Here is a 26,878-nt window from a genome sequence, read left to right as displayed (position 1 = left end):
TCATTGCGTCTAGCGCAGTGAAGGGGGCCTTCACGTACTTCAAGCTCACGAGAAGTGTTGCGGAACGCCCCAAGGGTTGTCGTCCCGCAGCGGTTCCGGCAGCAGATGCGAAGGCCAGTCCTGATAGGACACCGGACGCAGGAAGCGGTCCACCGCCGCCGTCCCGACCGAGGTCGACGCCGGTGACGTCGTCGCCGGGAACGGTCCGCCGTGCTGCATCGCGGCGGTCACCGCGACCCCGGTCGGCCAGCCGCCCCACAGGATCCGCCCGCTGCGGTCGGCCAGCACCGGCCGCAGCGCTTCGACATCGGAGGACTCCTCGGGCAGCGCGTGCACCGTCGTCGTCAGCTGACCGGGCAACGCCGACAGCACCGGCAGGACGTCGGAAAGCCGCGAATACCGCACGACGACGCCCACCGGACCGAAGCACTCTTCGGCCGCTTCGGAGACAAAGTCGGCCAGGTCGATTTCGAGCAGCCGAGCTCCAGGACCGGCGACGACCTCGCGCATCCCCGGTATCCCGGTCAGGCGCTCCACACCCGCGTCGAAGCCGGACGCGATCCGGTCGTTCAGGAACGGCGCGGCCGGGATCCCGCGCAACCGTTCGGCGACGCGATCCACGAACGGGCTCTCCGACGGCGCGAACACCAGACCCGGATTCGTGCAGAACTGCCCGTTGCCCAGTGTCAGCGAGCCTGCGTAGCCCGCCGCCAGGTCTTCAGAGCGCGCGGCGCCAGGCAGGACGATCACCGGATTGACGCTGCCGAGCTCGCCGTGGAACGGGATCGGGACCGGCCGCTCGGCCGCGATCCGCGCCAGGGCGAGGCCGCCGGCCACCGATCCGGTGAACGCGGCGGCCGCGATCGCCGGGTGACGCAGCGCCTCCACGCCGGCGGATTCTCCTTCGACGAGGCCGAAGATGTCACCCCAGGGGCCGAGAGCCTCTTCGATGATCGCCGCGGTGCGACGGGACAGTTCCGGATGTCCGGGATGCGCCTTGACCACCACCGGGCACCCGGCCACCCACGCCGACGCCGTGTCCCCGCCCGCCACGCTGAACGCGAACGGGAAGTTGCTCGCGGCGAACACCAGCACCGGCCCCACCGCGGTCCGATAGCGACGCAGCTCCGGACGCGGCCCGGGCGGCCACGACGGGTCGGCGCGGTCGATCCGGACGTCGTAGTACGCGCCGCTCCCGGCCGCGAGCAGCCGCAGCTGGAACGTCGTCCTGGCCAGTTCGCCGGTCAGCCGTGCGGTTCCCAGCCTGGTTTCCGCGTCGGCGATCTCGATCAGGGACGGCCCCGCCGCGTCCAGCGCGTCGGCGACACCGGTGATCACCTCCGCCCGCGTCGTCGGCGGCACCGCGGCCCATGCGGCGGCGATCTCCGCCGCCCGCTCGATTTCCTTCATGCTTCCTTCCTTTCCGGGTTCTCCGCCGAGTTCCGGAATCCGAACAGCGCGTACACCACCAGCCCGAGCACCATCCAGGCCGCGAACCGCAGCCAGGTCAGCGCGTCCAGGTTCGCGATCAGCCAGACCGCGAACGCCACCCCGACCAGCGGCACGAACGGGACCCACGGCGTGCGGAACGACCGCGGCAGATCCGGCCGGGTGCGCCGCAGCACCACCACCGCGATCGACACGACGATGAACGCGGCCAGGATCCCGATGTTCGTCAGATCCGCGGCCTCCTTGATCGGCAGGAAGCCCGCGATGACCGCCGAGCCGATCCCGACCGGCCAGATCACCCGCGTCGGCACCCTGCGCCGGGGGTGGGTGCGGGCGAAGTACCGCGGCAGCAGGCCGTCCCGGCTCATCGCGAACCAGATCCGCGACACCGCCAGCATGTTCGCGAACGCCGACGTGGTGATCCCGAGAATGCCGCCGACCGCGACGACCGTGCCGAGCCCGGCCAGCCCGACCGCGGCCAGCGCGCTCGAAAACGGGCTGTGCACGTCGATCTGGTCGTAGCGCTGCATGCCGACCAGCACGATCGACACCAGCAGGTAGATCACCGCCGCGATGGCGAGCGACACGATGATCGCCTTGGGCAGCAACCGTTTCGCCTCGACGCTCTCCTCCGCGGCGGCCGTCATCGCGTCGTAGCCGTACACCGCGAAGAACGTCGTCGCCGCGCCCGCGACCGCGCCGCCGATGCCGTAGGGCAGGAACGGGCTGAAGTTCCCCGCCGAGATGTGGAACGCGCCGGCGACCACGACCAGCGCCACGATCGCCAGCTTGATCACCACCAGCGCCGTCTCGAACCGGGCGGATTGCTTGCTGCCACGGGAAAGGACGAACGCCAGCAGCAGGCACAGCAGCGCGGCGAACAGGTCGACGCGGTGCCCCGGCCCGGTCCCTGGTGCCCCGAGCATCCACGACGGCAGGTCAAGGCCGACCTGCTCCACGACGTAGGACAGGTAGCCGGACACCGCGATCGCCACCACCGCGACGATCGCGGTGTACTCCAGCAGCAGGTCCCAGCCGATCAGCCAGCCCGCTATCTCCCCCAGCGCCGCGTACGAGTAGGTGTACGCGGATCCGGCACGCGGGATGAGCCCGGCGAACTCCGCGTAACACAGAGCGGCCGCCGAGCTGGCGATGATCGCGATCAGGAACGAGATCATCACGCCGGGTCCGGCCTGCTGGTTCGCGACCACACCCGCCAGCGAGAAGACCCCGGCGCCGACCAGGCCGCCGAGGCTGAGCGAGACCAGCTGCCAGAGGCCCATCGTGCGGGGAAGCCCGCCGGGACCGGCCTCGTCGGGACCTTCGAAGGACTTGCGCCGGAAGAGCCCGGAGCGCGAGAAAAGCTTGGGCTGAGGCCGGATCGTCGTTGATTCGGGCATGACAAATCCCTTCCGGACCGCGCGAGGCGGCCCGGGTCTGCGGTGGGTATGGGGACTAGAGGACGAACCCCGCGGGGAACGGGTCGTCCGGGTCCAGCAGATAGGTGGCGTTGCCGGTGATCCAGGCCCGGCCGGAGAACTCCGGTACCACCGCGGGGACGCCGCCGACCGTGGTCTCGGCGACCAGCTCGCCGGTGAACGTGGTGCCGATGAACGAACTGTTCTCGAACGGCGTGTGCAACGGGAGTTCGCCTCGGGCGTGGAGCTGCGCCATCCTGGCCGACGTACCGGTGCCGCAAGGTGATCGGTCGAACCAGCCGGGATGGATCGCCATCGCGTTCCGTGACGCCTTAGCGTCGGAGCCCGGGGCGAGGAACTGGACGTGTTTGCAGCCGCCGATCAGCGGATCGGCCGGATGTTCCGGCGGCCGCTGGTCGTTGATGGCCGCCATGATGTCCAGCCCCGCGGCGAGGATCCGGTCCTTCTCCGCTCTGTCGAACGGAATGTCCACTTGGGACAGTTCGAGGATGGCGTAGAAGTTGCCGCCGTAGGCCAGGTCGTAACGCACCTCGCCCAGCCCCGGCACGTCGACGACGGCGTCCCGCTCGGCGAGGAACGAGGCGACGTTGCGCAGTTTGACGCGGACCGCGCGGCCGTCCCGGACCTCGACCTCGGCGTGCACGAGCCCGGCCGGGGTGTCCAGCCGGACCACGGTCTTCGGTTCGGTCACCTCGACCATGCCGGTCTCCACCAGCACGGTGGCGACGCCGATGGTGCCGTGCCCGCACATCGGCAGGCAGCCGGACACCTCGATGTACACCACACCCCAGTCGGCGTCCGGCCTGGTCGGCGGCTGCAGGATCGCGCCGCTCATCGCCGAATGACCGCGCGGCTCGTTCATCAGGAACTGCCGCAGATGGTCCAGGTGTGCCATGAAGTACCGGCGGCGTTCGGCCATCGTGTCGCCGGGGATGACGCCGACCCCGCCGGTCACCACCCGGGTCGGCATGCCCTCGGTATGCGAGTCGACGGCGGTGATCGACCGGATCGACCGCACCTACGCCACCCCCAGCGAGGCGAGCGCGCGGCGCATGTCGGCGGTGACCTGCTCGCGGTGCTCCTCGGTCAGCGCGCCCCGCGGCGGCCGGCACGGCCCGCCGTACCGGCCGACGAGGTCCATCCCGAGTTTGATCGCCTGGACGAACTCGGTACGCGAGTCCCAGCGGAACGCGGCCACCAGCGGCTCGTAGAGCGCCCTGGCCTCGTCGAGCTTGCCGGACCGCGCCAGGTCGAACAGGCGCACCGACTCGGCGGGGAACACGTTGGGGAACCCGGCGAACCAGCCCGTCGCGCCCATCAGCAGGCTCTCCAGGACGACGTCGTCGGCACCGCTGATCACATCCAGGCCCGGTGCCTGCTCGCGGATCTCCAGCACCCGGCGGACGTCGCCGGAGAACTCCTTGACCGCGACCACGTTGTCGATCTGCGCGATCTCCGCGAGCAGCGCGGGCGTGAGGTCGACCTTCGTGTCGATCGGGTTGTTGTAGACCATCACCGGCAGGCCGACCGACGCCACCGCCTCGAAATGCGCGAGCACCTCGCCGCGGTTCGCCCGGTACATCGTGGGCGGCAGGCACAGCAGGCCGTCGGCGCCGTCCTCGGCGGCCACTTCGGCCCAGTACTTGGCCTGGTGCGATCCGGGGCCGTGCACGCCGACGACGACGATCCCGTCGTTCCCCACGGTTTCGATCGCGGTGCGGGCGACGCGGCGGCGTTCCTCGTCGGTCAGCGACGAGTACTCGCCGAGGGAGCCGTTCGGGCCGACGCCCCGGCAGCCGTTGTCGACCAGCCACCGGCAGTGCGCGGCGTAGGCGTCGTAGTCCGCGGCCAGCCCGGCGGGCGCTGACGCGTCGTCCCGGTACGGGAGGGCGGTCGCGACGACGACGCCACCGAGGTCGGGGGTGCTCATTCAGATTCTCCTTCGGTTCGGGCGGCGAGTTCGCCCAGCCGGATCGGCTGGACGATCGGGCGGTGGTGCCGTTCGGCGCCACCGCAGAGTTCGGCCACGGTCGGGCCGCAGATCCGGCCTTGGCACGGGCCGAGACCGGCACGGGTGCCGAGTTTCAGCGCGTGCGGTCCGGGACAGGACGCGTCCTCGGTCGCACGCGTCAGTTCGCCGTACGTGGTTTCCTCGCAACGGCAGACGATCGTGTCTTCGTGCAGCCAGCTTCGCCAGGCCGGGCCGATCGGGTGGGCGGCGGCGAGACGTTCGGCGAAGGCGCGGGCCCGATCGCGGGCGCGGAGCAGTGCCGCGTCCAGCGTTCCTCCGGCGGCGGCGCGGCCGGCGACCGCGCCTTCCGCCGCGGCGGTGATCGCACCGCCGATTCCGGTGATCTCACCAGCGGCGAACACACCGTCCACTGTGGTCTGTTGGGCGGCGTCGACCCGGACGAACCCGTCGTCCAGGACGCAGCCCGCGGCGACGGCCAGTTCCGGCTGCGGGCTGAAACCGTGACCCACGCAGACCGCGTCGACCTCGTAGACGCGTTCGGTACCGGGCACGACGGACCAGTCCGCGCGCACTTTCGCGGTCACGACCTCGCGGACGCAGTCGGCGCCGCGGGCCTCGATCACCGTCCGGCCCATCAGGTACGGGACCCGGTGCCTGGCCAGTGTCGCGGCGTAACGCGCCAGTTCACCCGCCTTCCCGGCGTGCGCGGCCAGGCGCCACGGCCGGGACGACCATCCTTTTCGGACGGTCGAGGCCGGATTCGCCTCCAGCACCGCGAGCACCTCGGCCCCGACTCCCAGCAAGGATTCCGCGACCGGCAACAGGAACGGCCCGGCACCGGCGACGAGGACCCGTCCGCCGATCGCGACCCGCTCCCCTTTCGCCAGCGCCTGGGCCGCGCCCGCGGTGTACACGCCGGGCAGTTCCCAGCCGGGGAACGGCAAGGTGCGGTCGTGCGCGCCGGTCGCCAGGATCAGCGAGTCCGGGACGAGGGTCAGCCGCTCCCGTCCGGAGCCGTCGGACGGTCCCCGCAGGACGTGCACCCGCCTCTCCGCCCGGTCGAACGCCCAGACGGTGGAGCCGGGCCACCACCGGCATCGCGGATGCGTGAGGATCCGGCGGCGCCGGTCGAAGTCCGCCCGGCCGTGCTGGATCCGGTCCGGACGCTTCGCCGCATAGACCTCGGGAAGCATCCGGTGGTATTGGCCGCCGGGGGTCTCCGCCTGATCCAGCACCGTGACCCGGGCACCGGCCCGCAGCGCGTGCTCGGCCGCCGCGAGCCCGGCGGGCCCGGCGCCGACGATCACCACGTTCACGCCGTCTCCTCCCGTGACTGGGTGCGGACTTCGTCGCCGTCGGCGGCCGGACGGCGGCACGCGCGGACGTCGGGCACGTCGTTCACCGTGAGCAGGCAGTCGAAACACGCGCCGATCCCGCAGAACACCCCGCGCGGAGCCCCGGAACGCGTGGTGCGCCAGGAGGTCCGTCCCGCGGCGAGCAGCATCCCCGCCACGCTCTGGCCCTCGATCCCGGTCACGGGTTCGCCGTCGACGGTGATCCGGATCGGCCGGTCGGTGCGGCCCACCGGATCGCGATCGCGCGGCAGCAGCCATCCGCTCATGCCGCCACCTCCGCCAGTACCGCGGAACGGTCCACGGTGAACTCACCGACCGGCATCGCGGGCTCGGTCCCGGTGAGCAGTTCGCGCAGCAACCGCGCGGTGCCGACACTCAGCCCGATCCCGGCGCCCTCGTGCCCGGTGGCGTGCCAGAGGTTCCCGAGCCGCGGATCCTCGCCGAGTACGGGGAGGTGATCGTCGACGTACGGCCGGAATCCGCCGTACGCGCGCATGATCGCGACGTCGGCGAGCGACGGGAACAGCCGCAGCGCCTTGACCGCGATGGCACTCAGCACCTCCGGGCGGATCGTGTCGTCGAACTCCACCCGGCGGCGTGAAGAACCGATCAGCACGGTGCCGCCCCAGGTCGACTCGACGACGGCGGACGTCTGCAACTCACCAGAGTCGGCGCCGACCGCCCCGACGTAATCGGCGTCGTAGACCTTGTGCCGCACCACACCCGGCATCGGCGTGGTCACCAGTACCTCGCCACGGCGAGGGCGGACGGCGATCGGGGCACCGAGGCGCGCCGACACCTGGCCGGCCCACGGACCCGCGGCGTTCACGACGACGTCGGCCTCGATCACCTCGCCGGGCACACGGACACCGGTGATCCGTCCGTTGTGGACGGTCGCACCGACGACCTCGGTGTCGAAGCGCGACTGGGCGCCATGGCGTAGAGCCGAGCCCAGCAGGGCCAATGCCGCACCCGCAGGCTGGACCTGCGCGTCCTCCGGGTAGTGGAACGCGGCGGTCACGTCGCGGGTCAGCGCGGGTTCGGCCTCGGCAAGTTCCTTGTGGGACAACGGTTCCGCGCGGACCCCGTTTTGCGAGGCGGCGAACGCGGCGAGCGCGACGGCTCCGTCGTCCGTGGTGGCGACGACGATGCCACCCTTGGGGTCGTACTCGATCGACGTAGCGGCGCGCGCGTCCTCATCGGCAATCTCGGCGACCACCCGGGGCCACAACGCGGTCGAAAGCTTCGCGAGTTCGAGTTCCGCGCCAGGTCCCTTGTCGGAGACCAGGATGTTGCCCTCGCCGTGCGACGTGGTCCCTCCGGCGGGACGGCCGCGATCCACGACCACGACGTCGAACCCGGCCAGGGTCAGCTCACGGGCACACGCCGCGCCGACGATCCCCGCGCCGAGGACGACCACACGCGTTCGGTTCATCGACCCTCCAGCGTTCGGTAAAGCGAACGATCGGAGAGTAGGTTCCACCCAGGACGGGTGTCAATACCTCGGGCGCGGTCAGCCCTTCAGCACCGGATGCGGCCTGCCGTCGAGCCGTTCGTCGGCGCGGTACTGCAGCAGCAGGACCGAGTGCACCGGCCCCGCCGAAGCGGTGTAGCAATGCGGCTCGCGGGCGTCGAAGGCGACGTAATCCCCCGGGCCGACCTCGACGCTGCGGCCCGCGACCTCGACCAGCAGCGATCCGGTCTGCACGATGGTGTGCTCGACCCCGACGTGCCCCTGCGAACGTTGCGGCGCGTCCCCGCGCACCACCTGGTCGTACACCTCGAAGACGCCGTCACCGGTCTCGATCCGCCGCAGCGGCCGGAGATCCACTCCCTCGCCGCTGAGCACCTCGACGTCGGCGCCGCGCACCACGGTGAGCGCACCGCCCGCCCGATGGTCGAGCAGGTCGGAGATCGCCACCTCCAGCACCCTGGACAGGCTGAACACGGTCTCGATGGTCGGATTGCCGCCACCGGACTCCAGCTGGGACAGCGTCGCCTTGCCGATTCCCGACCGCCGGGCGAGCTCCGACAGCGAAATCCCCCTCGCCGCCCTGGCCGCGCGCAGGTTGACCGCCAGCATGTCCCGGATCGAGGGCGTCTCGTCCTCCACCGCTTCTCCCCTGTCGTTCGTCAAACCGTACGAGCTCGTTCGCTTTGCCGATCGAGTTCGCGGACATCATGACACGCCCCGCGACGGGGAGGGCATAGCCGCGGCCGATGGGGCGGCGCGATGGTGGGCGGCGCGGGCCGCGATGAAACTCCTTCACCAACCGGTGTGTCACCGTCGACACAGGGTCACGGGCGCACCGTCGTTCCTGCCAGCGAGGAGATTCCCGTGCAGCTGATCCGCAGATCCGCAGGCCGACGACTTCGGGCGTTCGGCGCGGTGCTCATCACCACCCTCGGGCTGACCGCGGCCGCCGTCGCGCCGCCGGCGACCGCCGCCGCGAACGCCTGTCTCACCGGCACGCTCGTCTTCGACCATCTCGACGCGGAGGCCGGGACCAGCAAGCCGCTGCGCACCCAGGTCGCCCGGAACGCGAACTGGGAACTGTGGGGCCGCACCGGTTCCGGCACGGCGACCCGGCTCGCCGCCGGGATCACCGGCGCCTCCGACGGCCGCTTCACCGCCTGCCACACGGCGTCCCTGACTGAGGCGTACGTGCGCTTCCGGTCGAGCAGCACGGCGATGTGGCGCGTCGTCAAGGCCGCGAACAACACCACCGACTACACGTTCGACTCGGCGCGCCGCACGAACGTCTCCGGCACCCAGGACCTCGGCACCGTGAAGGTGCCCTCGACGCTCCAGCGCGCGTGGAAGGTCGTGGACACGCTCAACGTCTTGTACTGGAAGCGCGCCAACCCGTCGTCCTCGTGCTGGACGGCCCGGCAGTCCGACGGCCGCTGCGACCAGATCACCTTCGTCTGGGATCCGAAGGTCGCCGACGGCGGCTACTGGGACTACCCGAACACGAACTACGTCTTCCTCGGCAACACCATGCCCGACTCGAAGCACCTCATCCTCCACGAGGCCGGGCACTGGCTGCAGTGGCAGCTCTACGGCCGCGACTTCCCCGTCGTCACCGGCTGCAACCCGCACTACATCGAGAAGCACAGCTCGGAATCGTGCGCGTGGACCGAAGGCTTCGCCGACGCCGTCGCCGCCTACGCCCTCGGCGACTACCGCTACGTCTACGACAACGGCAGCTCGTACAGCTTCGAGAACGACGCCTCGACCCCCGGCTGGGACGACGGCGACACCGTGCAGGGGCGCGTCGGCTCGTCGCTGCTCGACCTGTGGGCGGCGGACGGACCGGACGGCGGGAACTGGAACCGCACGATCGCGCTGATGACCCGCGACTTCAGCCAGGACTTCCGCGAGTACTTCACCGAGGACCGGCCGGCCGCGGGCCTGTCCACGACCGGTGCCGCCGAGCGGATCCTCGCCGGCCACACCATCTCGTACTGACGCGGACGCCGGAGGGCCGGACCGCGATCCGGCCCTCCGGGTCTCACCTCCTGGCTGCCTGGACCCAGGCGGTGATCTCGTCGGCGGTCGAAGGGAAACCGCCGGAGAGCAGGTCGTATCCCGCTCCGGTGACCACGACGTCGTCCTCGATGCGGACGCCGAGGCCGCGCAGCTCGGGTGGCACGGTGCGGTCACCGGCGTGGAAGTACAGACCCGGCTCGACCGCCAGCGCCATCCCCTCGGCGAGCGTGCCCTCGCGGTAGGTGGAGGGATGCGCGGCGGCGCAGTCGTGGACGTCCAGCCCGAGGAAATGACCGGTACCGCAGACGATGTACCGCCGGTGCTGCTGCCCGTCCGGCGACAGCGCTTCGTCCACCGACACCGGGAGGAGTCCCCAATCGTGCAAACCCTCCGCGAGCACGCGCAGCGCCGTCGCCTGGAACGCGCCGTAGTCCTGGCCGGGACGGACCTCGCCCAGCGCCGCGACGTGCGCCTTGTGCACCAGGTCGTAGACGTCGCGCTGGGCCTTCGTGAACTCCCCGCCGACCGGGAAGGTCCGGGTGATGTCGGCCGTGTACAGGGAATCCACCTCGACGCCGGCGTCGAGCAGCAGCAGGCTGTCCTCGGTCACCCGCCCGTCGCAGCGCGTCCAGTGCAGGATCGGGGCGTGCGGTCCGGCCGCCACGATGGAGGTGTAGCCGGGGCCGGTGCCTTCGGTGCGCGCACGGCGGTCGAAGGTGCCCTGCAGCCAGCGTTCCCCGCCGCCGCGAACCGCCTCCGGGAGCGCGGCCAGCACGTCCGCGAAGCCGAGGGCGGTCGCGTCGACGGCGTCACGAAGCTGGCCGATCTCCCAGTCGTCCTTGATCCGGCGCAATTCGGCGAGGACCGTCCGGAGCCGCTCGCTGTGGCCGAAGCGGTACGCGTCGAGCGCGGGATCGACCCCGGCACCGACCAGGAAGCTCGGGTTCCGCCCGCGCAAACCGTGCGGGAGATCCTCCAGCGGGCGGCATTCGATGCCGAGCGCGTCCCCGTACGCGGCCGGTCCGGCGGCGGAGCCGACCCACAGCGGACTGGTGTCGGCGTCACCGACGAAGTCCGGCTCGTGCGCCTCGGCGGGACGCGGGACGTACAAGGTGGCGTGGTGGCTGTCCCCCGCCGGGGTCATCACCAGGATCGCGCCCTCGCGCTGGCAACCGGTGAGCCACACGAAATCGCTGTCGGCGCGGAAGCCGTGGAAGGTGTCGTTGGACCGCACCACGGCCCGGCCCGCCGCGAGCGCGATGCGCTGACCGGGCAGTTCCGCCGACAGCCTGCCACGATGGGCGGCGGCCGCCTCGGCGGTGCCCGGCGGCACCTCCACCACGTCGTCCGCGGGCTCCCAGCCGTCGCTGATCCAGTTCCGGAACCCTTTGGCGGCCAGCAGCGCGCGCAGATCCGGCCGGGTTCGGTCGCCGGTCATCGGCACCCCTTTCAGGTAGTCATGGTCCTGGCCGCACCCTCGCACCGCGACGGACCCGGCCGTAATGACCGGCGGCGATAGACTCCGCCTATGGCCCTGGAGATCCGGCACCTGCGGGCGATCTGCGCCATCGCCGAAGCGGGCAGCCTCTCGCAGGCGGCCGCCGCGCTGGGCATGTCCCAGCCCTCGCTGACCTCGCTGCTCCAGCGGCTCGAACGGCAGATCGGCGCGCCGTTGTTCGTCCGCAGCCACACCGGCGTGACGCCGACCCCGGTCGGCGAGCAGACGTTGCGCCGCGCGCTGACCCTGCTCGTGGAGTTCGACCGGTTCGAGAGCGATCTCCTCGGCGCGCTCGGCGACGGCCCGGTGCGGCTCGGATCGTCCCAAATGGACTGTCTGCCCACCTTCGTCGAGCGGCTGGACGATGCGCTGCCGGGGCTGGACGTCACCGTCCACGTGGAACCCTCCAGCGCGGTGCTGGCGCAGGCGCTCGCCCGGGCGACACTGGACATCGCCGTCATCGCCATGTCCGACGACCAGGAAGTGCCGCTGGCGAAGCATCTCGGGCACCGGGTGCTGTTCTCGTGGCTGCCCGTCTTCGTCGGCATACCGGCACGGCACCGGCTCGCCGGCGGTTTCGAGGTCGACCTGGCCGACCTCGCGGACGAGGCGTGGATCGGGCCGCCCGGTCCCGAGGACGGCTCGCTGACGTCGTTGCGCGCCGCGACACATCGCGCGGGGTTCACGCCGCGGATCCGCTTCGAATGCCCGAACGGTGGCGGACGCCATCTGATCGCCGCCGGGCAGGCGGTGCAGCTCGTGGAACCCACCGCGCCCGAACTTCCCGGCATGGTCGTCCGGCCGTTGAAGGGCGACCCGATGCGGATGCGGCTCGTGCTGGCGTGGCGCAAGGAACGGCTGACGTGGGATCAGGCGGAGAACGTCTACCGTGCGGTGATGACGTCGTACACGCGGCACGCGATGGCGTCGACGCCGTTCCGGACGTGGTGGGAGCGACGGCGGGATTCCCAGTCGTGGGACGGGCTGGTGGACTTCTTCCGGGCGGCCGGTTCTTGACGGGACCGGTGTGAAACCACCGGTTTCGAACAGCCTGTAACCCGATCCCGCCTCGCCGCGATTGACCTCCCGTACCGGGCGAACGGAGACGGGAGATGATGACGCAACGGCTGTGGCTGGGATTGGCGGTCGTCTACACGTGTACCGCCGTGGTCCAGCTCTACCTTCTCGCCAGCACCGGCGCCGTCTGGGCCGGGACACTCACCGCGGTCGGCTTCGTGGCGGCGCTCCTGTGCGTCCTCGCCGCCTGGAAGGCACCGAAACGAGAACGGGACGACACAAGGGAAATCGACTCTCACCGGCCCTAGCCACCGGGATATGGCGCGGCCCACGGCTCCTCGTCGAGGCCGACCCCGCCTGCGACGTACGCGATGGTCCGGTACCAGCCCGCCAGCACGAGGAACTCCAGGAGCTGCGAGGCCGGATAGTGCTCGGCGAGCGCGGCCCAGGTGGCGTCGGAAACCGTTGCGGTGTCGTGGAGTTCGTCGACGGCGGCGATCAGGGCGCGGTGCCGCTCCGACCAAGCGGGATGCCCGGAGTCGCCGGTTACGGTGGCTTCGAGCTGTTCCGGCGTCAAGCCGACCATCGGCGCGAAAACCGCGGCGTGGACACCCCATTCGTAGCGGCATCCGCAGCGGGCGGTTACCCGCGCGATGACGATTTCCCGGTCCAGCGCGGGTAATTTGCCGTGCGCGAGCAGACCGGCCCCCAGGACGCGCATCCGCGACGCCAGCTCCGGATGACGCTGCAGCAACCGGAACAGCGCCAGCGGCTCCTCCGTCACGCCGGGCGGCATCCATTTGCGCAGGGCTTGTTCGACGTCCGCCTCGTAGGGCGGGGCGAGTGGCGCCATCCGGGCCATGACCACCTCCGGTGCTTCGATTTCAGAACCACTATGCTGCTTCGAAAGTCGAAGCACAAGGGGGTGCCATGCCCGACCATCCGATCCCGCGGCCCGGGCGGCCGGTCCGCGGCTCCGAAACCGGCAGGCCGCTCATGGCCGCGCTCGACCTGCTGGGGCGCAGATGGACCCTGCGGGTGATCTGGGAACTGCGCGAGGGCGACGTCGGCTTCCGGGAACTCCGGCGGCGCTGCGAGCACATGTCGTCGAGCGTGCTCGCCACCAGGCTGGGCGAGCTCACCGAAGCCCGCATCGTCGAAACCGGTGGCGAGGGTTACCGCCTGACACCATTGGGGGAACAGCTTCTCGACGCGTTGCACCCGCTGGAGAAATGGGGCCTCGCCTGGGAAAAGGCGCTGCGTGAGTGACGAGGTCACCCACCGTTCACCGCACGCGGCCTTGCCAGGACAGGTGAGCGGCGTACGGTGAGCAGTACGTGAGGTTGAGTCCAGCAGCCCGCGCGAACGACCCGCATGTCCGCGGCCCAGCTCCTTCACAGGGCGACGCGGAGGCGAGTTCACTTGCGCAGCAGCTGTGCAGGCTTACCCGTTGTCCGTCTCGTCCCCGGCTATCCGGGAGACACCATCATGACCGAACGCATTCCTTTCACGCGGAGCAACCGCGACGGCCCCGCGCTCCACCCCGCCGTTCCGCTGCCCCGTCCGTCGGCCGAGAATCTCTTGCGAATCCAGCGGATCCGGTGGAACGACGACCTGCTGGTCATCGCCGCGGCCGGGGAGATCGACCTCGCCACCGCGGGACGGCTGGAACAGGCCCTGCGTGGCCGCTTGCCCGCCGCCACCGTGCTCGATCTGAGCGAGGTCGGCTTCCTCGGCGTCGCCGGGTTGCGGGTCATCGAATCGGCCGCGGTCCGCGCCCGCGCCGAACGCCGCACGACCGGCGTCGTCGCCGACGCCCGGCCGGTACTGCGCCTGCTGCACCTGTTCGGCTCCGAGACCCAGATCCCCGTGTACCGGCGCCTCGACCACGCGATCCTCGAGGTGTCGAACCAGTGAGGATCAGGCGAGCGGCAGGAGTGTGGACAGCCCCGTCTTCGAAGCCAGCCGCCGGATCGTGGGCGACGGAAGGAAACTCAGCACCACACCTTGGGTGCTGCACCGCTCGTTGATCCCGACCAGGGTCGCCAAGCCGGTGGAATCGCAGAATTCCACACCTTCGAGGTCGACGACCAGCTTGCCCGGCACGGGCTCCAGCGCTTCCTCGAAGGTCTCCTTGAGGTCTTCGGAGGTCGTCAGATCGATCTCGCCCGCCACCGCGATGACGACCTCGGCGCCATCGGGCCTGGCGACGGACACCGAAAACGGAACCTCCCGGTGTTCGCCGTCTCCGCTCGTCACCGTCATCCACCCCTCACGATCGGTACCCGACTGCCCCGAACATATCGGATGACGGCCCCCGCTCGCGCGGCTCACGTGTCCCGATCCGGGCGGTGCCTTAGCCTTGTCGATGGATCCGGCGGTCGTGGACCGCGGCGGACGACGAGGAGAAGCTTCGTGATGCCGATCGACGAGCCGGTGCGCAAGCACACCGACGAGCTGGTCCTCGAGGTCGCCGCCGTCCCCGCCCAGGCCGCCGCGTTGCGGGACGTCCTGGCGAAATGGGCCCTCGACCGGGGGCTTCCCCGGGAACTGGCCGAGGATCTCAAACTCACCGCCTACGAAGCGATGACGAACGTCGTCAAGCACGCCTACCCGGACGGCACCGAGGGCAACGTCATGACGGTGACCGCCGCCCACGACGACGGCATGCTCAAGATCAGCGTCGCCGACGAAGGCCGCTGGCGCGACGGCCGCCGCCCGGACGGCGGACGCGGGTTGCCGATCATCCGCGCCTTCGCGCCCGAGGCGTCGGTGACGAGCACGCCCACCGGGACCATCGTCCGGCTCGCCTGGCCCTGCCCCGCCCTCTGACCGGCTTCGGCCTCCTCCGGGCGTGCTCGGACACGGGACTCGCGTGACTGGAGACGGATCACGCGTGATCGGAGGCGGTACGTGTCCAATCACGCGAGTCACGTGCCCAATCACGCGAATGACGTGATCGTGGCCGGCGCCCGGTCAGGGTCCGATCATCGGATGACGTCGTAGACCAGCTTCTGGATCCCGTTGCCGTAGGACTCGCTCTCGACGAGCTTGAGGTTCTGCTTGTCCTTGTCGGTGTCGCTGAACAGCTTCTTGCCCGCGCCGAGCAGGACCGGGAACAGCAGCAGGTGGTAGCGGTCGATCAGGCCGGCGTCGGCGAGGTTCCGGTCGAGTTCCGCGCTGCCGTGGACGATGATCGGCCCACCCTCGGTCTCCTTGAGCTTCGCGACGTCGTCGAGCGAGCGCAGGATCGTGGTCTCGCCCCAGTTGTCGACAAGGTCCTCGTCCCGCAGCGTGGTCGACACGACGTACTTCGGCATCGCGTTGTACTCGGCGAATTCCTCGGTCATACCGGGCCACACCGGCGAAAACGCCTGGTAGCTGACCCGGCCCATCATCATCGCCGTGGCCTCGCCCTGCTCACGCCCCTTGAGCTCGTAGGCCGCTTCGTCGAACTCGATGCCGTTGAAGGTCCAGCCGGAGTTGCGGTAGCCGGGCTCTCCGCCGGGGCCTTCGACGACGCCGTCGAGCGAGACGAACGCGGTGGCGATCAGGGTGCGCATCTGGTTTCTCCTTGGTGGTTCGGAAGTGCTTTCGACACTGCGTCGACCGGGGAACGACGGATTCGACATCGTGGCGAAAAGAATTTCTCACCCTTCGGCGTCGCGGACCAGCAGGGCGATCTGGACCCGGTTTTCGACGCCGAGCTTGGCGAGCATGCTGCTCGTGTGCGCCTTCACCGTCGCGACGGTGATGTCCAGCTTTCGCGCGACGTCGGTGTTGGACAGCCCCTCGGCGATGGCGTCCGCCGTCTCGCGTTCGCGATCGGTCAGCGTGGCCAGCAGCCCGCGGGCGGTTTCCCGCGACGCCCGGCGCGCGTCGGACGAATGCGGTCCGGTGGCCGCGGTGATCAGCCGGGCCGTGGCGGCGGGTGAGAGCGCGGGTTCGCCGGTCGCGACCGTGCGGATGGCCGCGAGGATCCGCGGCGGCGGGGTGTCCTTGAGCAGGAATCCGAGCGCGCCGACGCGCAGCGCGCCCAGCACCATCTCGTCCGAGTCGAACGTGGTGAGCACCAGCACCCGCGGCGGCTCCGGGAGGCCGAGGATCTCCTCGGTCGCGCTCAGCCCGTCGCGGCCGGGCATCCGGACGTCCATCAGGACGACGTCGGGCCGCTGCTCCCCCACCACGCCGACCGCGGCGTCGCCGTCGGCCGCCTCACCGACCACGATGAGGTCCGGTTCGCCGTCGACGATGAGCCGCAGCGCCATCCGCACCAGATGCTCGTCGTCGACCAGTACGACCCGCACCCGCTCGTCGTCCATTCATTCGCTCCCTTCGCGGACCGGCCACGGCAACCGCGCGGCGAGCACGAATCCACCGCCGGGTTCCGCGTGGTGGTCCAGTTCGCCGCCTGCCAGCCCGACCCGTTCGGCGAGACCCAGCAGGCCGAATCCCGACGCGGGCGGGCCCGCGATCGCCCGCGCCGCACCGGAATCCCGGATCGTCGCGCGCAGCCCGTCGCCCGCCCTTCCTTCGACGGTGACGACCACGTCGGCGCCGGGCGCGTGTTTACCCGCGTTGGTCAGCCCTTCCTGCACGATCCGGTAGACGGTCCTCGCGATCGCGTCGGGCGGTTCGCCCTCGGTCGCGAGCCGCATCGTGACGGCCAGCCCCAGCGCCCGCGCGTCCGCGACGAGCGAGGGAAGGTCGGCGAGCGAGGGTTGCGGCGGTTCCAGTTCGTCCGGGTCCGCCCGCAGCACGCCGAGGACGTCCCGCAGTTCCTCCAGTGCCTGATGGGAGCCGTCGGCGATGCCGCGCGCCAGTTCCGCGACCTGCTCGGCGGGCAGATCCGGGCGGTGCCCCAGCACCCCGGCCTGCATCGCGACCAGCGAGACGCGGTGCGCGAGGACGTCGTGCATCTCGCGGGCGATCCGGTGGCGTTCCACGATCCGGGCCTCGGCCGCCCGCGCGGCCTGCTCCCGTTCCGCGCTCTCGACCCGTTCCCGCAGGGAGCGCACCTCCTCCCGGCGCGCCCCGATCGCGGCACCCACGGCCACCACGATGCCCACCAGCAAGGTCGGGAGGCTGATCAGCAGCCACAGCGGCCCCGGCGTCTCGCGCGCCGGGTACAGGTCGACGACCAGGATCGCCGTGACCACGGACAACACCGCCGCGACCGCCGTTTCGGCCGGTCGCCGCCGGGTGGCCAGCGAACAGAGCGCCAGCAGCGACGCGCCACTGGCCAGCACCGACGCAGTCGAAGCGAGGATGACCGCGATGGCGATCACCACCGGGAAACGGCGGCGCCACAGCAGCGCGATCAGGCAGACGAGCGCGATCAGCGGATCGCCGGTGATCATCCACTCGACCCTCGGCCCCGACGCGCCCACCGGCAGTTGCGCCGCCGTGATGACCCAGAGCAGCACACCCAGCGCCGCCGCGGCGAGCAGACGCCAGGCCTCTCCCCACGGCCGGAGGGGCGGCTGGGCGCCGGCGTCGGTGATCACCGGCCCATCATGGTCGACCGGCCCGCGGCGGCGCAGCCGGACACGGGACGATTCCGGCCCCGACCTCGGTCGCGACGGGGATCGACTTTGGTCTGACACGACGTGCGACGCGCCGCCGATGCGCGCCGGGTTCCGCGCGGGCGATGCTGGGTTCCGACCGTGGAACCAGGAGGTGGGAAGCATGACCAAGGGCGGCTATCTGGGGCTGCAGATCTTCGGGATGGTGGCCGTCGCCGTCTTCGCGCAGGCCGCCATCCGCAGCCTTTTCGATCATTCCGCGACCCAGTTGTGGGGCGCGTTCGACTGGGTACCCGGTGAGTGGGGCGGCAGGTTGATCGTGTTCCTGCTGCTCGCGGCCACCGGAACGGTGCTGGCGGGCTGGGCGCATGATCGCGCCAAGCGAGCGGACCGCTAGGCCGGCGCCGTTCCGCTAGTATCCCCAGCCGGGCGTTTTCCGTCTACATCGGACGGAACGCGGGGCTGGTCGATCGCGGGAGAGTGCATGGCGGACGGAGTTGGCTCGCTTGCGGGGTGGTCGGCCGATCCCACCGAAGTGACCAGCTACGTGGGCCGGGACGCCGAGACCGGCGAGGCGAGGCGCCTGCTGGAGGCATCGTCGCTGGTCACGCTGACGGGGCCGGGCGGGGTGGGAAAGACCAGGCTCGCCTGGCGCATCGCGGCGGCCCACCGGGAGGCCACCGCCGACGAGGTCGCGTTCGTCTCGCTGGCCGAACTGCGGGAACCCGCGCTGCTGGTGCCGACGGTCGCGAACGTGCTCGGGTTCGGCGACCGCTCGGCGAAACCGGCCATCGACGTCGTCGTCGAAGCCCTGCAGGCGAGCCGTCTGCTGCTCGTGCTCGACAACTGCGAGCATCTGGTCGACAGCTGCGCCTGGTTCGCCGACACCGTGGTCAGGGCCTGTCCCCAGGTGACCGTTCTGGCCACGAGCAGGCAGTCGCTCGGCGTGGCGGGCGAGCGCGTCCTGCCGGTGCCGCCGCTGGCGATCCCGGAACAGGGCGACTCCTTCGAACGCGTGATGAACGACGATTCCGTGCGCCTGTTCGTCGATCGCGCGACCGCCGTCGCGCCGTCGTTCCAGCTCACCGAGGAGGACGTCGAACCGCTGATCCGGCTGTGCCGCAGGCTCGACGGGCTGCCGCTGGCCATCGAACTGGCGGCCGTGCGCGCGCGGGCGTTGTCCGTCCGCCAGCTGGCCGACCGCCTCGACCGGCAGTTCTCGGTGCTGACGAAGGACCGGCGGGGGCGGCCGGAGCGGCACGAGACCATGCGGGCCCTGATCGACTGGAGCCACGACCTGTGCACCGGGCCCGAACGGCTGCTGTGGGCCCGCGCGTCGGTGTTCTCCGGCAGTTTCGACCTCGACGCCGCCGAGCAGGTCTGCAGCGGTGGCGAACTGCCGCGCGACCACGTCCTCGAAGTGGTCGACGGGCTGCTCGACAAGTCCATCCTGCTGCGCGAGGAATACCCCGGCGGGGTGCGGTACCGCATGCTGGAATCGGTGCGCGAGTACGGCGTCGACCGGCTCAGCGAGACGGGCGGGACGGCGGAGTTCCGGAAACGGCACCGGGACTGGTTCGCCGAACTCGCCGGCCGCTACGCCACCGAATGGCTCGAGACCGATCAGCTCGGCTGGATCGGACGGCTGCGGCGCGAACACGCGAACCTGCGCGTCGCCCTCGACTACTGCACGGGCACCCCCGAGGACGCGGTCGTCGGGCTGCGGATGCTGCGCGACGTCAAGGAGTTCTGGATCGTCCGCGGGCTCAACACCGAAGGCCGGATGTGGGTCCGGCGCCTCGACGAGGCCGCGGCACCGGGCGTCCCGGAGCGGGCGCACGGGCTGTGGCTCTCCGGTTTCCTGGCGGTGGTCCAGGGCGACATGTCCGCCCACCGGTGCATGCTGGAGCGAGCAGCCACCGAAGCCGAGGCGAGCGGCGACGAACTCGCCGCCGCGTACGTGCTTCACGTCCGCGCCTACGCCGCGCTGATCGGCAACGACATGGCCGAGGCGTCACGCCTGTTCGGCACGGCCATCGACCTGTTCCGCGCGCACGGCGATGAGGGCGGGGACCTCTGGGCGAGTTACAACCACGGACTCGCCGTCTGGCTGAACGGCGACATCGACCGCGGCCGGGCGGTGCTCGCGGAAGCCGTCGAACGCTGCGAGCGGCGCGGTGAGGTCTTCTGGCGTGGCTGGGCACTGTGGTCGCGTGCCGCAGCCGAATACCTGCAAGGGGACATCGCCGTCGCCGAACGCTGCTGCGAGCAGATCCTGCGCCTGCACGAGCGGGTGGACGACCGTGTCGTCGTCGGGTTCACGCTCACCGTCATGGCGGGCTGCGCGGCCCGGACCAAACGCCCCAACCGGGCGGCGATCCTGCAGGGCGCCTCGATGAACGTCTGGCGCACGGTCGGCGCCTGGCCGACGCGGTACGAGGCGTTCACCGAACCGCTGCTCGCCGACACCGACACCGTGACGACCGCGCTTGGATGGGAGGTCGCGGTCAAGGAATTCGCCGACGGCGCCGCGATGCCCACCCGCGACGCCATCGCGTACGCCCTCGAAGAACGCACCCCCGGCCCGCGGAAACAGACCGCGCAGGTGCTCACCAAACGGGAGACCGAGATCGCGCACGTGATCGCCGAGGGCCTGACGAACCAGGAGATCGCCGACCGGCTCGGCATCGCCCGGCGCACGGTGGACACCCATATCGACCACATCCTCACCAAACTCGGCTACTCGAACCGCGTCCAGGTCGCCACCTGGGTGACCCGGTCCGCGGACCCCGCCTGACGCTCACGCCACCTTCATCGGGGCGGGCTGCCGGGCCGGTTCGGTCGTGAGCAGGTCCGCGCGCAGGGCGATCCGCAGGTCCAGGCGGGACTGCGGGTCGTCGAGCCGGGCACCGAACAGGACCCGCAGGCGGCGCATGCGGTTCCGGACCGTCTGCGGGTGCACGCCGAGGTTGTTCGCGATCTCGGGCGCCCCGCCGCGGGCGGAGAGCATGGCGTCGAGGGTTTCGGCGAGTTTGGTGCGCTCGTTGACCGGCAGGTCGGCGATCGGCGCCAGGCTGCGGGTCACCAGCGCGGTGGTGAGCACCTCGTCCGCGAACAGCCAGTGTGTGGTGAGGTGATCCGACCAGCGCACGAGCGGGCCGTCCTCGATCACCTCACGGCGGACCAGTTCCAGCGTCCGGCGCGCCCATCGCAGGGACACGGCGGCGTCGGCGGGTGCCACGGCGGGCCCGACCGCCGCCCGCGTCCCCGCCAGGACGCCGCCGATCTCGACGTCGTCGGGCACGAGCAGGAGCGGGTACTCGCCGGCGAGGTCGGCCAGCACCTCCGGCCCGAACGAGGCGCGGACGGCGCCGGGTTCGGCGGCGACGGCCACCACTCGCGCGGGCGGCACCCAGCCCGCCTCGGCCGCGAGTCCCGCCCATTTCGCGGGCGGACGGCCGCTCAGAATCTCTTTAAGCAGGTCACGGCGCAGCTCAGCGACCGAGGGCGTGTGCGCGGCGCGGTAGGCCGCGGTGGACAGCCGGATCAGGACGTCGGAGCAGCGGAGCAGCGCCTCCACCCCGGTGTCCATCAGACCGGACCCGGCCCCGGGCTGCCGCGACAACGACGCCAGCACGGGAAGCGCGCCGCGGCCCGCCGAGTGGTAGGCCCGGGAGAGCCGGTCCAGCTCCTTGCCCGCCGCGTACTCGGCGACGCCGACCTGGCGGAAGGCGTCCGCGCCCGCCGCGATGCCGAGATTCATCCCGTCGCGCTCGAGTACCGAGGCGACGAACTCCGTGGCACGCGCGTCGAACAGCGGCGCGTGTTCGGGCAGCGAATGCCGGATCCCGTCCACGACCACGCGGGCGATCACGAGGGCGGCGGAGCGGGCTGGGGCGTAGGACGCGGTCATCGTCGACCTCCGGAGCAGCGGGAATCGTCGGGCCGCCGAGTCTGCTACTCCGGAGTAGCGGGGCACATCGGGTGAATTACGTACTCGGGCCTGGCGGGCCTACGCATCACCCGTTCGTGAAGGCTTCCTGCGCCGGAGCGCACTTCACCGTTGAACACAGAACGTGATCCATCTGAAGCAGCCAGCTATCCATCTGAACGTAACACCCCGTGGCGATCGAGCGACTGGCAACTAGCTCGAGTCGATGCTTCAGGGGAGATCCAGTGCAGGCCAACACACTGACGCCGCAGAAACTGTTCGAACCGCAGGTTCGCTACGTGATCCCGGTGTTCCAGCGGCCCTATGTGTGGGAAATCGAAAAGCAGTGGGAGCCGCTGTGGGCAGACGTCCGGGCGGTCGCTGAAGAACTTCTTGAGGGCGAGGACCTCGCTCGCCACCCCGAGGTGCCCGCGCATTTCTTGGGAGCGGTCGTCCTCGACCAGCAGCCAAATCCCGCTGGATACATCCAGGTGCGGCACGTTATCGATGGCCAGCAGCGCTTGATCACCCTGCAACTGCTGCTCAACGCAGTACGTCAGGTCGCCGAGAAGTATGGCCGTTCACGCGACGCGGCCTTGCTCAAAGCCCTCGTCCGCAATCCTGAGCACATCATCGAGGAGGACGACGAGCTACTGAAGGTATGGCCGATCTTGGCCGACCGAGCACCGTTCCAGGACGCCATGGATGACGATCCGGCGAACGACTCCGGCGAACATCGGGTGAGCCAAGCGATCGTCTTCTTGCGCGAGCGTATTCGGAACTGGGCCCTCGAACGCGGCGAGGACGAAGCCAGTGATCGACTGAGGTCGCTCACCACCACGCTGGCGCGGCATCTCAAGCTCGTCGTGATCGATCTCGAACCTGGAGACAATGCCCAAGCGATCTTCGAGGCACTCAATGACCGTGGCAGTCCGCTCCTAGCGGCAGACTTGGTGAAGAATGCCGTTTTCCAGGCGGCCGAACGACAGCATTTGGACACGGAGCAACTCGACCGGGACTACTGGGAGGCCGTATCCGGAGACTTTTGGCGTAAGGAGCTCCGTCAAGGCCGCCTGAACAGGCCACGGATCGATGTCTTCCTCAACTACTGGCTCACGATGCGGCGAGCACACCTGGTTCCCTCGGATCGGATCTTCGCGGACTTCCGAGATCACGTCCTCGCACCGGCGGAGGATGTGCGGACAGTTCTCGCGGAACTGAAGAGCGATGCTCAGTGTTACCGGCAACTCGACAACCTTGCACCGTACTCGACACCCGGCACTTTTCATTACCGGGTAATCGAAGTGATGGACATCGCCGCCACGATGCCCTTGCTTCTCTGGCTCCTGCGACCGGCCTCGTCAGTGCCTCCGCCAGCGCGCGACCAGGCACTGAAGGCCGTCGAAAGTTGGCTGGTCAGGCGCATGCTGTGCCGCACGACCCTGGCCGACACCAACAGTGTCGTCGTCGAGCTCATCAAACATCTGGAGCTCCAAGAACCGCACGACATCGGAAACGCGACCGAGAGGTTCCTAGCCGAGCAGACCGGCGACTCGCGGCGATGGCCGCTCGATGTCGAGGTGATCGACAGCCTGCGGAGGATTCGGTTTTACTCCGTGATGATCCCCCGGCGACGTGGGCGCATGATCCTGGAGGCTCTGGAAGACAGCTACCGGTCTCCCAAGAGCGAGGACGCGCACTGTCCACGAGCCAGCCTCACTATCGAACACATCATGCCTGTCAGCTGGGAGAAGCACTGGAGCGCCGGACTGGCCAACGACGCGGACAGCCGACTGCGCCGCGACCATCGCGTACAAAAGCTCGGAAATCTCACTCTGCTCACAAGTCGGTTGAACCCTGCCCTTTCGAACAGCGGTTGGTCGGGCAACGAGCAGCACCAAGGCAAGCGGGAGGGCATCGCCGAGCACAGCGTGCTGATGCTCAACAAGCAACTCCTCGCCGATCAGGTTCATTGGACCGAGGAAGACATCGAGGAACGCTCTCACGCCCTCGCTTCCCGGATCGCGAAACAAGTCTGGACACGCCCCGTGTAGCGCGACTCTGTCCGTCCCATGAAGGAATTGGGACGTTCAGTGTCCCAATTCCTTCATGGACACGTACGAACCCGCTGGTCACCTCACTCGCACACGGCTCCGTGCGCGGCGCTCCGCACGACCTTGGCGTACTTGCCGAGCACGCCGCGCGTGTACGCGGGCGCCTTGGGAGCCCAGCCCTCCTTGCGCGCCTCGATGTCGTCGATCTCGACCTCCAGCGTCCGGTTCGCGACGTCGAGCGTGATCGGGTCCCCGTCGCGCACGAAGGCGATCGGCCCGGCGTCGACGGCTTCCGGGGCGATGTGGCCGACGCAGAGCCCCGTCGTGCCGCCGCTGAACCGGCCGTCGGTGATGAGCAGGACGTCCTTGCCGAGTCCGGCGCCCTTGATCGCGCCGGTGATGGCGAGCATCTCCCGCATCCCCGGGCCGCCCTTGGGGCCTTCGTAGCGGATGACGACGACGTCCCCGGCGACGATCCGGCCCTCGGCGAGCGCGTCGAGAGCGGCCCGCTCGCCGTCGAAGACTCGCGCGGTACCGGTGAACGTCGATTCGTCGAAGCCTGCCGACTTCACGACCGCGCCTTCGGGTGCCAGCGAGCCCTTGAGGATGGTCAGCCCGCCGGTCTTGTGGATCGGGCGGTCGAGTGGCCGGATGATCTCGCCGTCGACCCCGGCGGGCGCGATGCCTTCGAGGTTCTCGGCCATCGTCTTCCCGGTCACGGTGAGCACGTCGCCGTGCATGAGCCCGGCGTCGAGCAGCGCCTTCATCACCACGGGGATGCCGCCGACCTTGTCGACGTCGTTCATCACGTACTTCCCGAACGGTTTGAGGTCGCCGAGGTGCGGGACCTTGTCGCCGATCCGGTTGAAGTCGTCGATGCGCAGATCGACCTCCGCCTCGCGCGCGATCGCCAGCAGGTGCAGGACGGCGTTGGTCGAACCGCCCAGCGCCATCACGACGGCGATGGCGTTCTCGAACGCTTCCATGGTCATGATCTGCCGCGCGGTGATGCCCTGACGGAGCATTCCGACGACGGCTTCCCCAGAACGGTGCGCGAAACCGTCACGACGCCGGTCGACCGCGGGCGGGGCGGCCGATCCGGGCAGCGACATGCCGAGCGCTTCGGCGACCGACGCCATCGTGTTGGCGGTGTACATGCCACCGCAGGCTCCTTCGCCGGGACAGATCGCACGCTCGATCTTGTCCACTTCGGCGCGGCTGATCTTTCCCGCCAGGCACGCGCCGACGGCTTCGAACGCGTCGATGATCGTGACGTCCTGGCCGTCGACCTGACCGGGCATGATCGAGCCCGCGTAAAGGAAGACGGAAGCGAGGTCGAGCCGGGCCGCGGCCATGAGCATGCCCGGCAAGGACTTGTCACAGCCGGCCAGCAGCACGGAGCCGTCCAGCCGTTCGGCCATCATCACCGTCTCGACGGAGTCGGCGATCACCTCGCGGGACACCAGCGAGAAGTGCATTCCCTCGTGTCCCATGGAAATACCGTCGGACACCGAGATCGTGCCGAACTCCAGCGGGTAGCCGCCGCCCGCGTGCACTCCGTTCTTGACCGCCTTGGCCAGCCGGTCGAGCGACAGGTTGCACGGGGTGATCTCGTTCCACGAGGACGCCACCCCGATCTGCGGTTTGGCGAAGTCGTCGTCGCCCATCCCGACCGCGCGGAGCATCCCGCGGGCCGCCGCGCGCTCCAAGCCGTCGGTCACGTCGCGCGAACGAGGTTTCAAATCCGGCTGGTCTTGCGGCATCGGGGCACCTTCCTTCGTGGCGGGACACCGGGCACGCTGCCAACCCCGCGCGCCCGGCGCAACTCATCGCTCCGTGGCCGGCCCGCGGTGCAGCGCCACCCGCGTGATCGCGTGATGCTCCACGCCGAGAACCTCGGCCGTCCAGCCGGAGACCACCACCCGGTCGCCCGGCTTCTCCGGGATCCGGCCGAGGATCACGAGGATCAGCCCGGCGATGGTCGCGTACTCCCCCGGCGGCGCGTCGCGCAGTTCGACCCCGACGTCGACGAGGTCGTGCACCGGGAAAGTGCCTGGCAGGACCAGGGAACCGTCCTTGCCGTCGCGCACGGCCAGCACGTCGCGGTCGGTCTCGTCGTAGATCTCGCCGACGATCTCCTCCAGCAGATCCTCCAGCGTGACCATGCCCGCGACGGCGCCGTGCTCGTCGACCACCAGCGCCATCTGCTCCCGTTCGGCCTTGAAACTCCGGATGGCGTCCGACACCCGCAACGAATCGGGGAACACCACCGCCGGCCGGACGACTTCGGCGAGGTCTTCGTGGTCGCCGAGCAGGTCGCGCAACCGCACGACACCGACGACGTCGTCCAGATGGCCGCCGCGGGCGACCGGCGCCCGGGAGTGGCCGGATTCGGCCAGCTGCCTGCGTGCCGAGAGCAGGTCCTGCTCGGCGGCCAGGGTCAGCACCGCCCGGCGGGGCACGAGCACTTCCCGCAGCCGTCGTTCGTGGATCTCCAAGGCGCCGTTGATGATCATGCGCTGTTCGGCGTTCAGGCCGCGTTGCGCGGACACCAGCTCCCGGAGCTCTTCGGGCGACATCTGGTCCGGATCGGCTTCCGCGCGGCCGCCCAGTGCCCGCACGACGAAGTTCGTCGACACGCTCAGCGCCCACACCACGGGCCGCGAGATCGCCGACAGCAGGTTCAGCGGCCGCGCCACCAGCAACGCCCACCGCAGCGCGTTCTGCATGGCCAGCCGTTTCGGGGCCAGTTCGCCGAGCACCAGGGTCAGGAACGTGAGGACCATCGTCACCAGCGCGACGGCCACCGCGCCGGCGGCGTTGCCGAGGAAACCCAGCAGTGGCACCAGTGGTTGCGCGAGGGACACCGCCGCCGTCGCCGAGGCGAGGAACCCGGCGAGCGTGATGCCGATCTGGATCGTCGCCAGGAAGCGATTCGGGTCGCGCGCCAGCCGCACCAGCGTGCGGGCGGCCGCGCGGCCGTCGCGTTCCAACGCCCGCAGCTGCCCTTCGCGCAACGAGATCAGCGCCATCTCGCTGCCCGCGAACACCGCGTTGAGCACCACCAGCACCGCGACCAGCGCGATGTCGAACCCGTAGCCGCCCACAAGCACTCCCCGGCCCGCCCGAAGTGCAGAACATTACC

Annotated in this window: 26 protein-coding genes; 9 read left to right on the top strand and 17 right to left on the bottom strand. The window is 70.2% G+C overall.

Annotated features, from left to right (window positions below; genetic code table 11):
- Positions 1–45: 45 nt before the first annotated feature.
- The 8 genes from AB8M46_RS27300 to AB8M46_RS27265 all read right to left on the bottom strand — a co-directional run bounded on the left by AB8M46_RS27300 (position 46) and on the right by AB8M46_RS27265 (position 8,328).
- The gene (locus tag AB8M46_RS27300; RefSeq protein WP_394362095.1) at positions 46–1,410 is read right to left on the bottom strand and encodes an aldehyde dehydrogenase (NADP(+)); all 1,365 of its coding nucleotides are present in this window, start codon (positions 1,408–1,410) and stop codon (positions 46–48) included.
- Positions 1,407–2,849, bottom strand: coding sequence for an amino acid permease (locus AB8M46_RS27295; protein ID WP_037337087.1), 1,443 nt, complete (start codon positions 2,847–2,849; stop codon positions 1,407–1,409). The genes AB8M46_RS27300 and AB8M46_RS27295 overlap by 4 nt, the downstream gene beginning before the upstream one ends.
- A 55-nt stretch (positions 2,850–2,904) precedes the next feature.
- Complete coding sequence (locus AB8M46_RS27290) at positions 2,905–3,906, bottom strand: proline racemase family protein (RefSeq protein ID WP_037337085.1); 1,002 nt, start codon at positions 3,904–3,906, stop codon at positions 2,905–2,907.
- The gene (locus AB8M46_RS27285) at positions 3,907–4,818 is read right to left on the bottom strand and encodes a dihydrodipicolinate synthase family protein (RefSeq protein WP_394362094.1); all 912 of its coding nucleotides are present in this window, start codon (positions 4,816–4,818) and stop codon (positions 3,907–3,909) included. It abuts the gene before it with no gap.
- Positions 4,815–6,176, bottom strand: a complete 1,362-nt coding sequence (locus AB8M46_RS27280) for an NAD(P)/FAD-dependent oxidoreductase (protein ID WP_394362093.1) — start codon at positions 6,174–6,176, stop codon at positions 4,815–4,817. The genes AB8M46_RS27285 and AB8M46_RS27280 overlap by 4 nt, the downstream gene beginning before the upstream one ends.
- Complete coding sequence (locus AB8M46_RS27275; protein ID WP_051972534.1) at positions 6,173–6,481, bottom strand: (2Fe-2S)-binding protein; 309 nt, start codon at positions 6,479–6,481, stop codon at positions 6,173–6,175. Before AB8M46_RS27275 ends, AB8M46_RS27280 begins: the two co-directional genes overlap by 4 nt.
- Positions 6,478–7,650 (bottom strand): NAD(P)/FAD-dependent oxidoreductase, encoded by a 1,173-nt coding sequence (locus AB8M46_RS27270; protein ID WP_394362092.1) that lies wholly within the window; start codon positions 7,648–7,650, stop codon positions 6,478–6,480. The genes AB8M46_RS27275 and AB8M46_RS27270 overlap by 4 nt, the downstream gene beginning before the upstream one ends.
- Before the next feature lie 78 nt (positions 7,651–7,728).
- Positions 7,729–8,328 (bottom strand): helix-turn-helix transcriptional regulator, encoded by a 600-nt coding sequence (locus tag AB8M46_RS27265; RefSeq protein WP_037337072.1) that lies wholly within the window; start codon positions 8,326–8,328, stop codon positions 7,729–7,731.
- 225 nt (positions 8,329–8,553) lie between these two features.
- Here AB8M46_RS27265 and AB8M46_RS27260 point away from each other — a divergent pair, with 225 nt between their 5' ends.
- The gene (locus AB8M46_RS27260) at positions 8,554–9,687 is read left to right on the top strand and encodes a metalloprotease (RefSeq protein WP_394362091.1); all 1,134 of its coding nucleotides are present in this window, start codon (positions 8,554–8,556) and stop codon (positions 9,685–9,687) included.
- Between the two features lie 43 nt (positions 9,688–9,730).
- Here the strand turns inward: AB8M46_RS27260 and AB8M46_RS27255 are convergent, their stop codons facing one another.
- On the bottom strand, positions 9,731–11,146 hold the full coding sequence (locus AB8M46_RS27255) for an aminopeptidase P family protein (RefSeq protein ID WP_394362090.1): 1,416 nt from the start codon (positions 11,144–11,146) through the stop codon (positions 9,731–9,733).
- A gap of 90 nt (positions 11,147–11,236) precedes the next feature.
- Between AB8M46_RS27255 and AB8M46_RS27250 the strand changes: the two genes are divergently transcribed.
- Entirely contained in the window at positions 11,237–12,223 is a 987-nt protein-coding gene (locus tag AB8M46_RS27250; protein ID WP_037337065.1) for a LysR family transcriptional regulator, read from the top strand.
- Between the two features lie 95 nt (positions 12,224–12,318).
- Positions 12,319–12,531, top strand: coding sequence for a hypothetical protein (locus AB8M46_RS27245; RefSeq protein ID WP_037337062.1), 213 nt, complete (start codon positions 12,319–12,321; stop codon positions 12,529–12,531).
- Here AB8M46_RS27245 and AB8M46_RS27240 read toward each other — a convergent pair.
- On the bottom strand, positions 12,528–13,076 hold the full coding sequence (locus tag AB8M46_RS27240) for a carboxymuconolactone decarboxylase family protein (protein WP_394362089.1): 549 nt from the start codon (positions 13,074–13,076) through the stop codon (positions 12,528–12,530). The two genes, AB8M46_RS27245 and AB8M46_RS27240, sit on opposite strands and share 4 nt — an antisense overlap.
- Before the next feature lie 77 nt (positions 13,077–13,153).
- Here AB8M46_RS27240 and AB8M46_RS27235 point away from each other — a divergent pair, with 77 nt between their 5' ends.
- Positions 13,154–13,492, top strand: a complete 339-nt coding sequence (locus AB8M46_RS27235) for a helix-turn-helix domain-containing protein (protein ID WP_125736968.1) — start codon at positions 13,154–13,156, stop codon at positions 13,490–13,492.
- Positions 13,493–13,711: 219 nt separating this feature from the next.
- A complete protein-coding gene (locus tag AB8M46_RS27230; RefSeq protein WP_394362088.1) occupies positions 13,712–14,140 on the top strand; it encodes an STAS domain-containing protein in 429 nt (142 codons plus the stop codon).
- Between the two features lie 3 nt (positions 14,141–14,143).
- On the opposite strand, the gene AB8M46_RS27225 is transcribed toward AB8M46_RS27230, so the two are convergent.
- Positions 14,144–14,488: an STAS domain-containing protein gene (locus AB8M46_RS27225; protein ID WP_360084508.1), complete on the bottom strand. Its 345-nt coding sequence runs from the start codon at positions 14,486–14,488 to the stop codon at positions 14,144–14,146.
- A 153-nt stretch (positions 14,489–14,641) separates the two neighbouring features.
- On the opposite strand from AB8M46_RS27225, the gene AB8M46_RS27220 reads away from it, so the two are divergent.
- On the top strand, positions 14,642–15,055 hold the full coding sequence (locus AB8M46_RS27220; RefSeq protein ID WP_037337051.1) for an ATP-binding protein: 414 nt from the start codon (positions 14,642–14,644) through the stop codon (positions 15,053–15,055).
- A 155-nt stretch (positions 15,056–15,210) separates the two neighbouring features.
- On the opposite strand, the gene AB8M46_RS27215 is transcribed toward AB8M46_RS27220, so the two are convergent.
- The 3 genes from AB8M46_RS27215 to AB8M46_RS27205 all read right to left on the bottom strand — a co-directional run bounded on the left by AB8M46_RS27215 (position 15,211) and on the right by AB8M46_RS27205 (position 17,730).
- A complete protein-coding gene (locus AB8M46_RS27215; RefSeq protein WP_038514304.1) occupies positions 15,211–15,786 on the bottom strand; it encodes a dihydrofolate reductase family protein in 576 nt (191 codons plus the stop codon).
- 87 nt (positions 15,787–15,873) lie between these two features.
- The gene (locus AB8M46_RS27210; RefSeq protein WP_394362087.1) at positions 15,874–16,545 is read right to left on the bottom strand and encodes a response regulator; all 672 of its coding nucleotides are present in this window, start codon (positions 16,543–16,545) and stop codon (positions 15,874–15,876) included.
- Positions 16,546–17,730, bottom strand: coding sequence for a sensor histidine kinase (locus AB8M46_RS27205; protein WP_394362086.1), 1,185 nt, complete (start codon positions 17,728–17,730; stop codon positions 16,546–16,548).
- 181 nt (positions 17,731–17,911) lie between these two features.
- Between AB8M46_RS27205 and AB8M46_RS27200 the strand changes: the two genes are divergently transcribed.
- Together AB8M46_RS27200 and AB8M46_RS27195 are read left to right on the top strand one after the other, a co-directional pair.
- Complete coding sequence (locus AB8M46_RS27200) at positions 17,912–18,145, top strand: hypothetical protein (protein WP_037337039.1); 234 nt, start codon at positions 17,912–17,914, stop codon at positions 18,143–18,145.
- A gap of 87 nt (positions 18,146–18,232) precedes the next feature.
- Positions 18,233–20,545 carry a LuxR C-terminal-related transcriptional regulator gene (locus AB8M46_RS27195; RefSeq protein ID WP_394362085.1) on the top strand — a complete coding sequence of 771 codons (2,313 nt, stop codon included), beginning with the start codon at positions 18,233–18,235 and terminating at the stop codon, positions 20,543–20,545.
- A 3-nt stretch (positions 20,546–20,548) separates the two neighbouring features.
- Here AB8M46_RS27195 and AB8M46_RS27190 read toward each other — a convergent pair whose 3' ends face one another.
- Positions 20,549–21,661, bottom strand: coding sequence for a helix-turn-helix domain-containing protein (locus AB8M46_RS27190; protein WP_394362084.1), 1,113 nt, complete (start codon positions 21,659–21,661; stop codon positions 20,549–20,551).
- Positions 21,662–21,924: 263 nt separating this feature from the next.
- On the opposite strand from AB8M46_RS27190, the gene AB8M46_RS27185 reads away from it, so the two are divergent.
- Positions 21,925–23,733 carry a DUF262 domain-containing protein gene (locus AB8M46_RS27185; protein WP_394362083.1) on the top strand — a complete coding sequence of 603 codons (1,809 nt, stop codon included), beginning with the start codon at positions 21,925–21,927 and terminating at the stop codon, positions 23,731–23,733.
- An 83-nt stretch (positions 23,734–23,816) separates the two neighbouring features.
- Here the strand turns inward: AB8M46_RS27185 and ilvD are convergent, their stop codons facing one another.
- Both ilvD and AB8M46_RS27175 read right to left on the bottom strand, forming a co-directional pair.
- A complete protein-coding gene (gene ilvD / locus AB8M46_RS27180; protein ID WP_394362082.1) occupies positions 23,817–25,496 on the bottom strand; it encodes a dihydroxy-acid dehydratase in 1,680 nt (559 codons plus the stop codon).
- A gap of 63 nt (positions 25,497–25,559) precedes the next feature.
- Positions 25,560–26,840 carry a hemolysin family protein gene (locus tag AB8M46_RS27175; RefSeq protein WP_125736978.1) on the bottom strand — a complete coding sequence of 427 codons (1,281 nt, stop codon included), beginning with the start codon at positions 26,838–26,840 and terminating at the stop codon, positions 25,560–25,562.
- Positions 26,841–26,878 lie beyond the last annotated feature (38 nt).

This window comes from Amycolatopsis sp. SB7-3, from assembly GCF_041021335.1.
GTDB lineage: Bacteria > Actinomycetota > Actinomycetes > Mycobacteriales > Pseudonocardiaceae > Amycolatopsis > Amycolatopsis japonica.
This window is presented reverse-complemented; position numbering and strand designations above follow the sequence as displayed.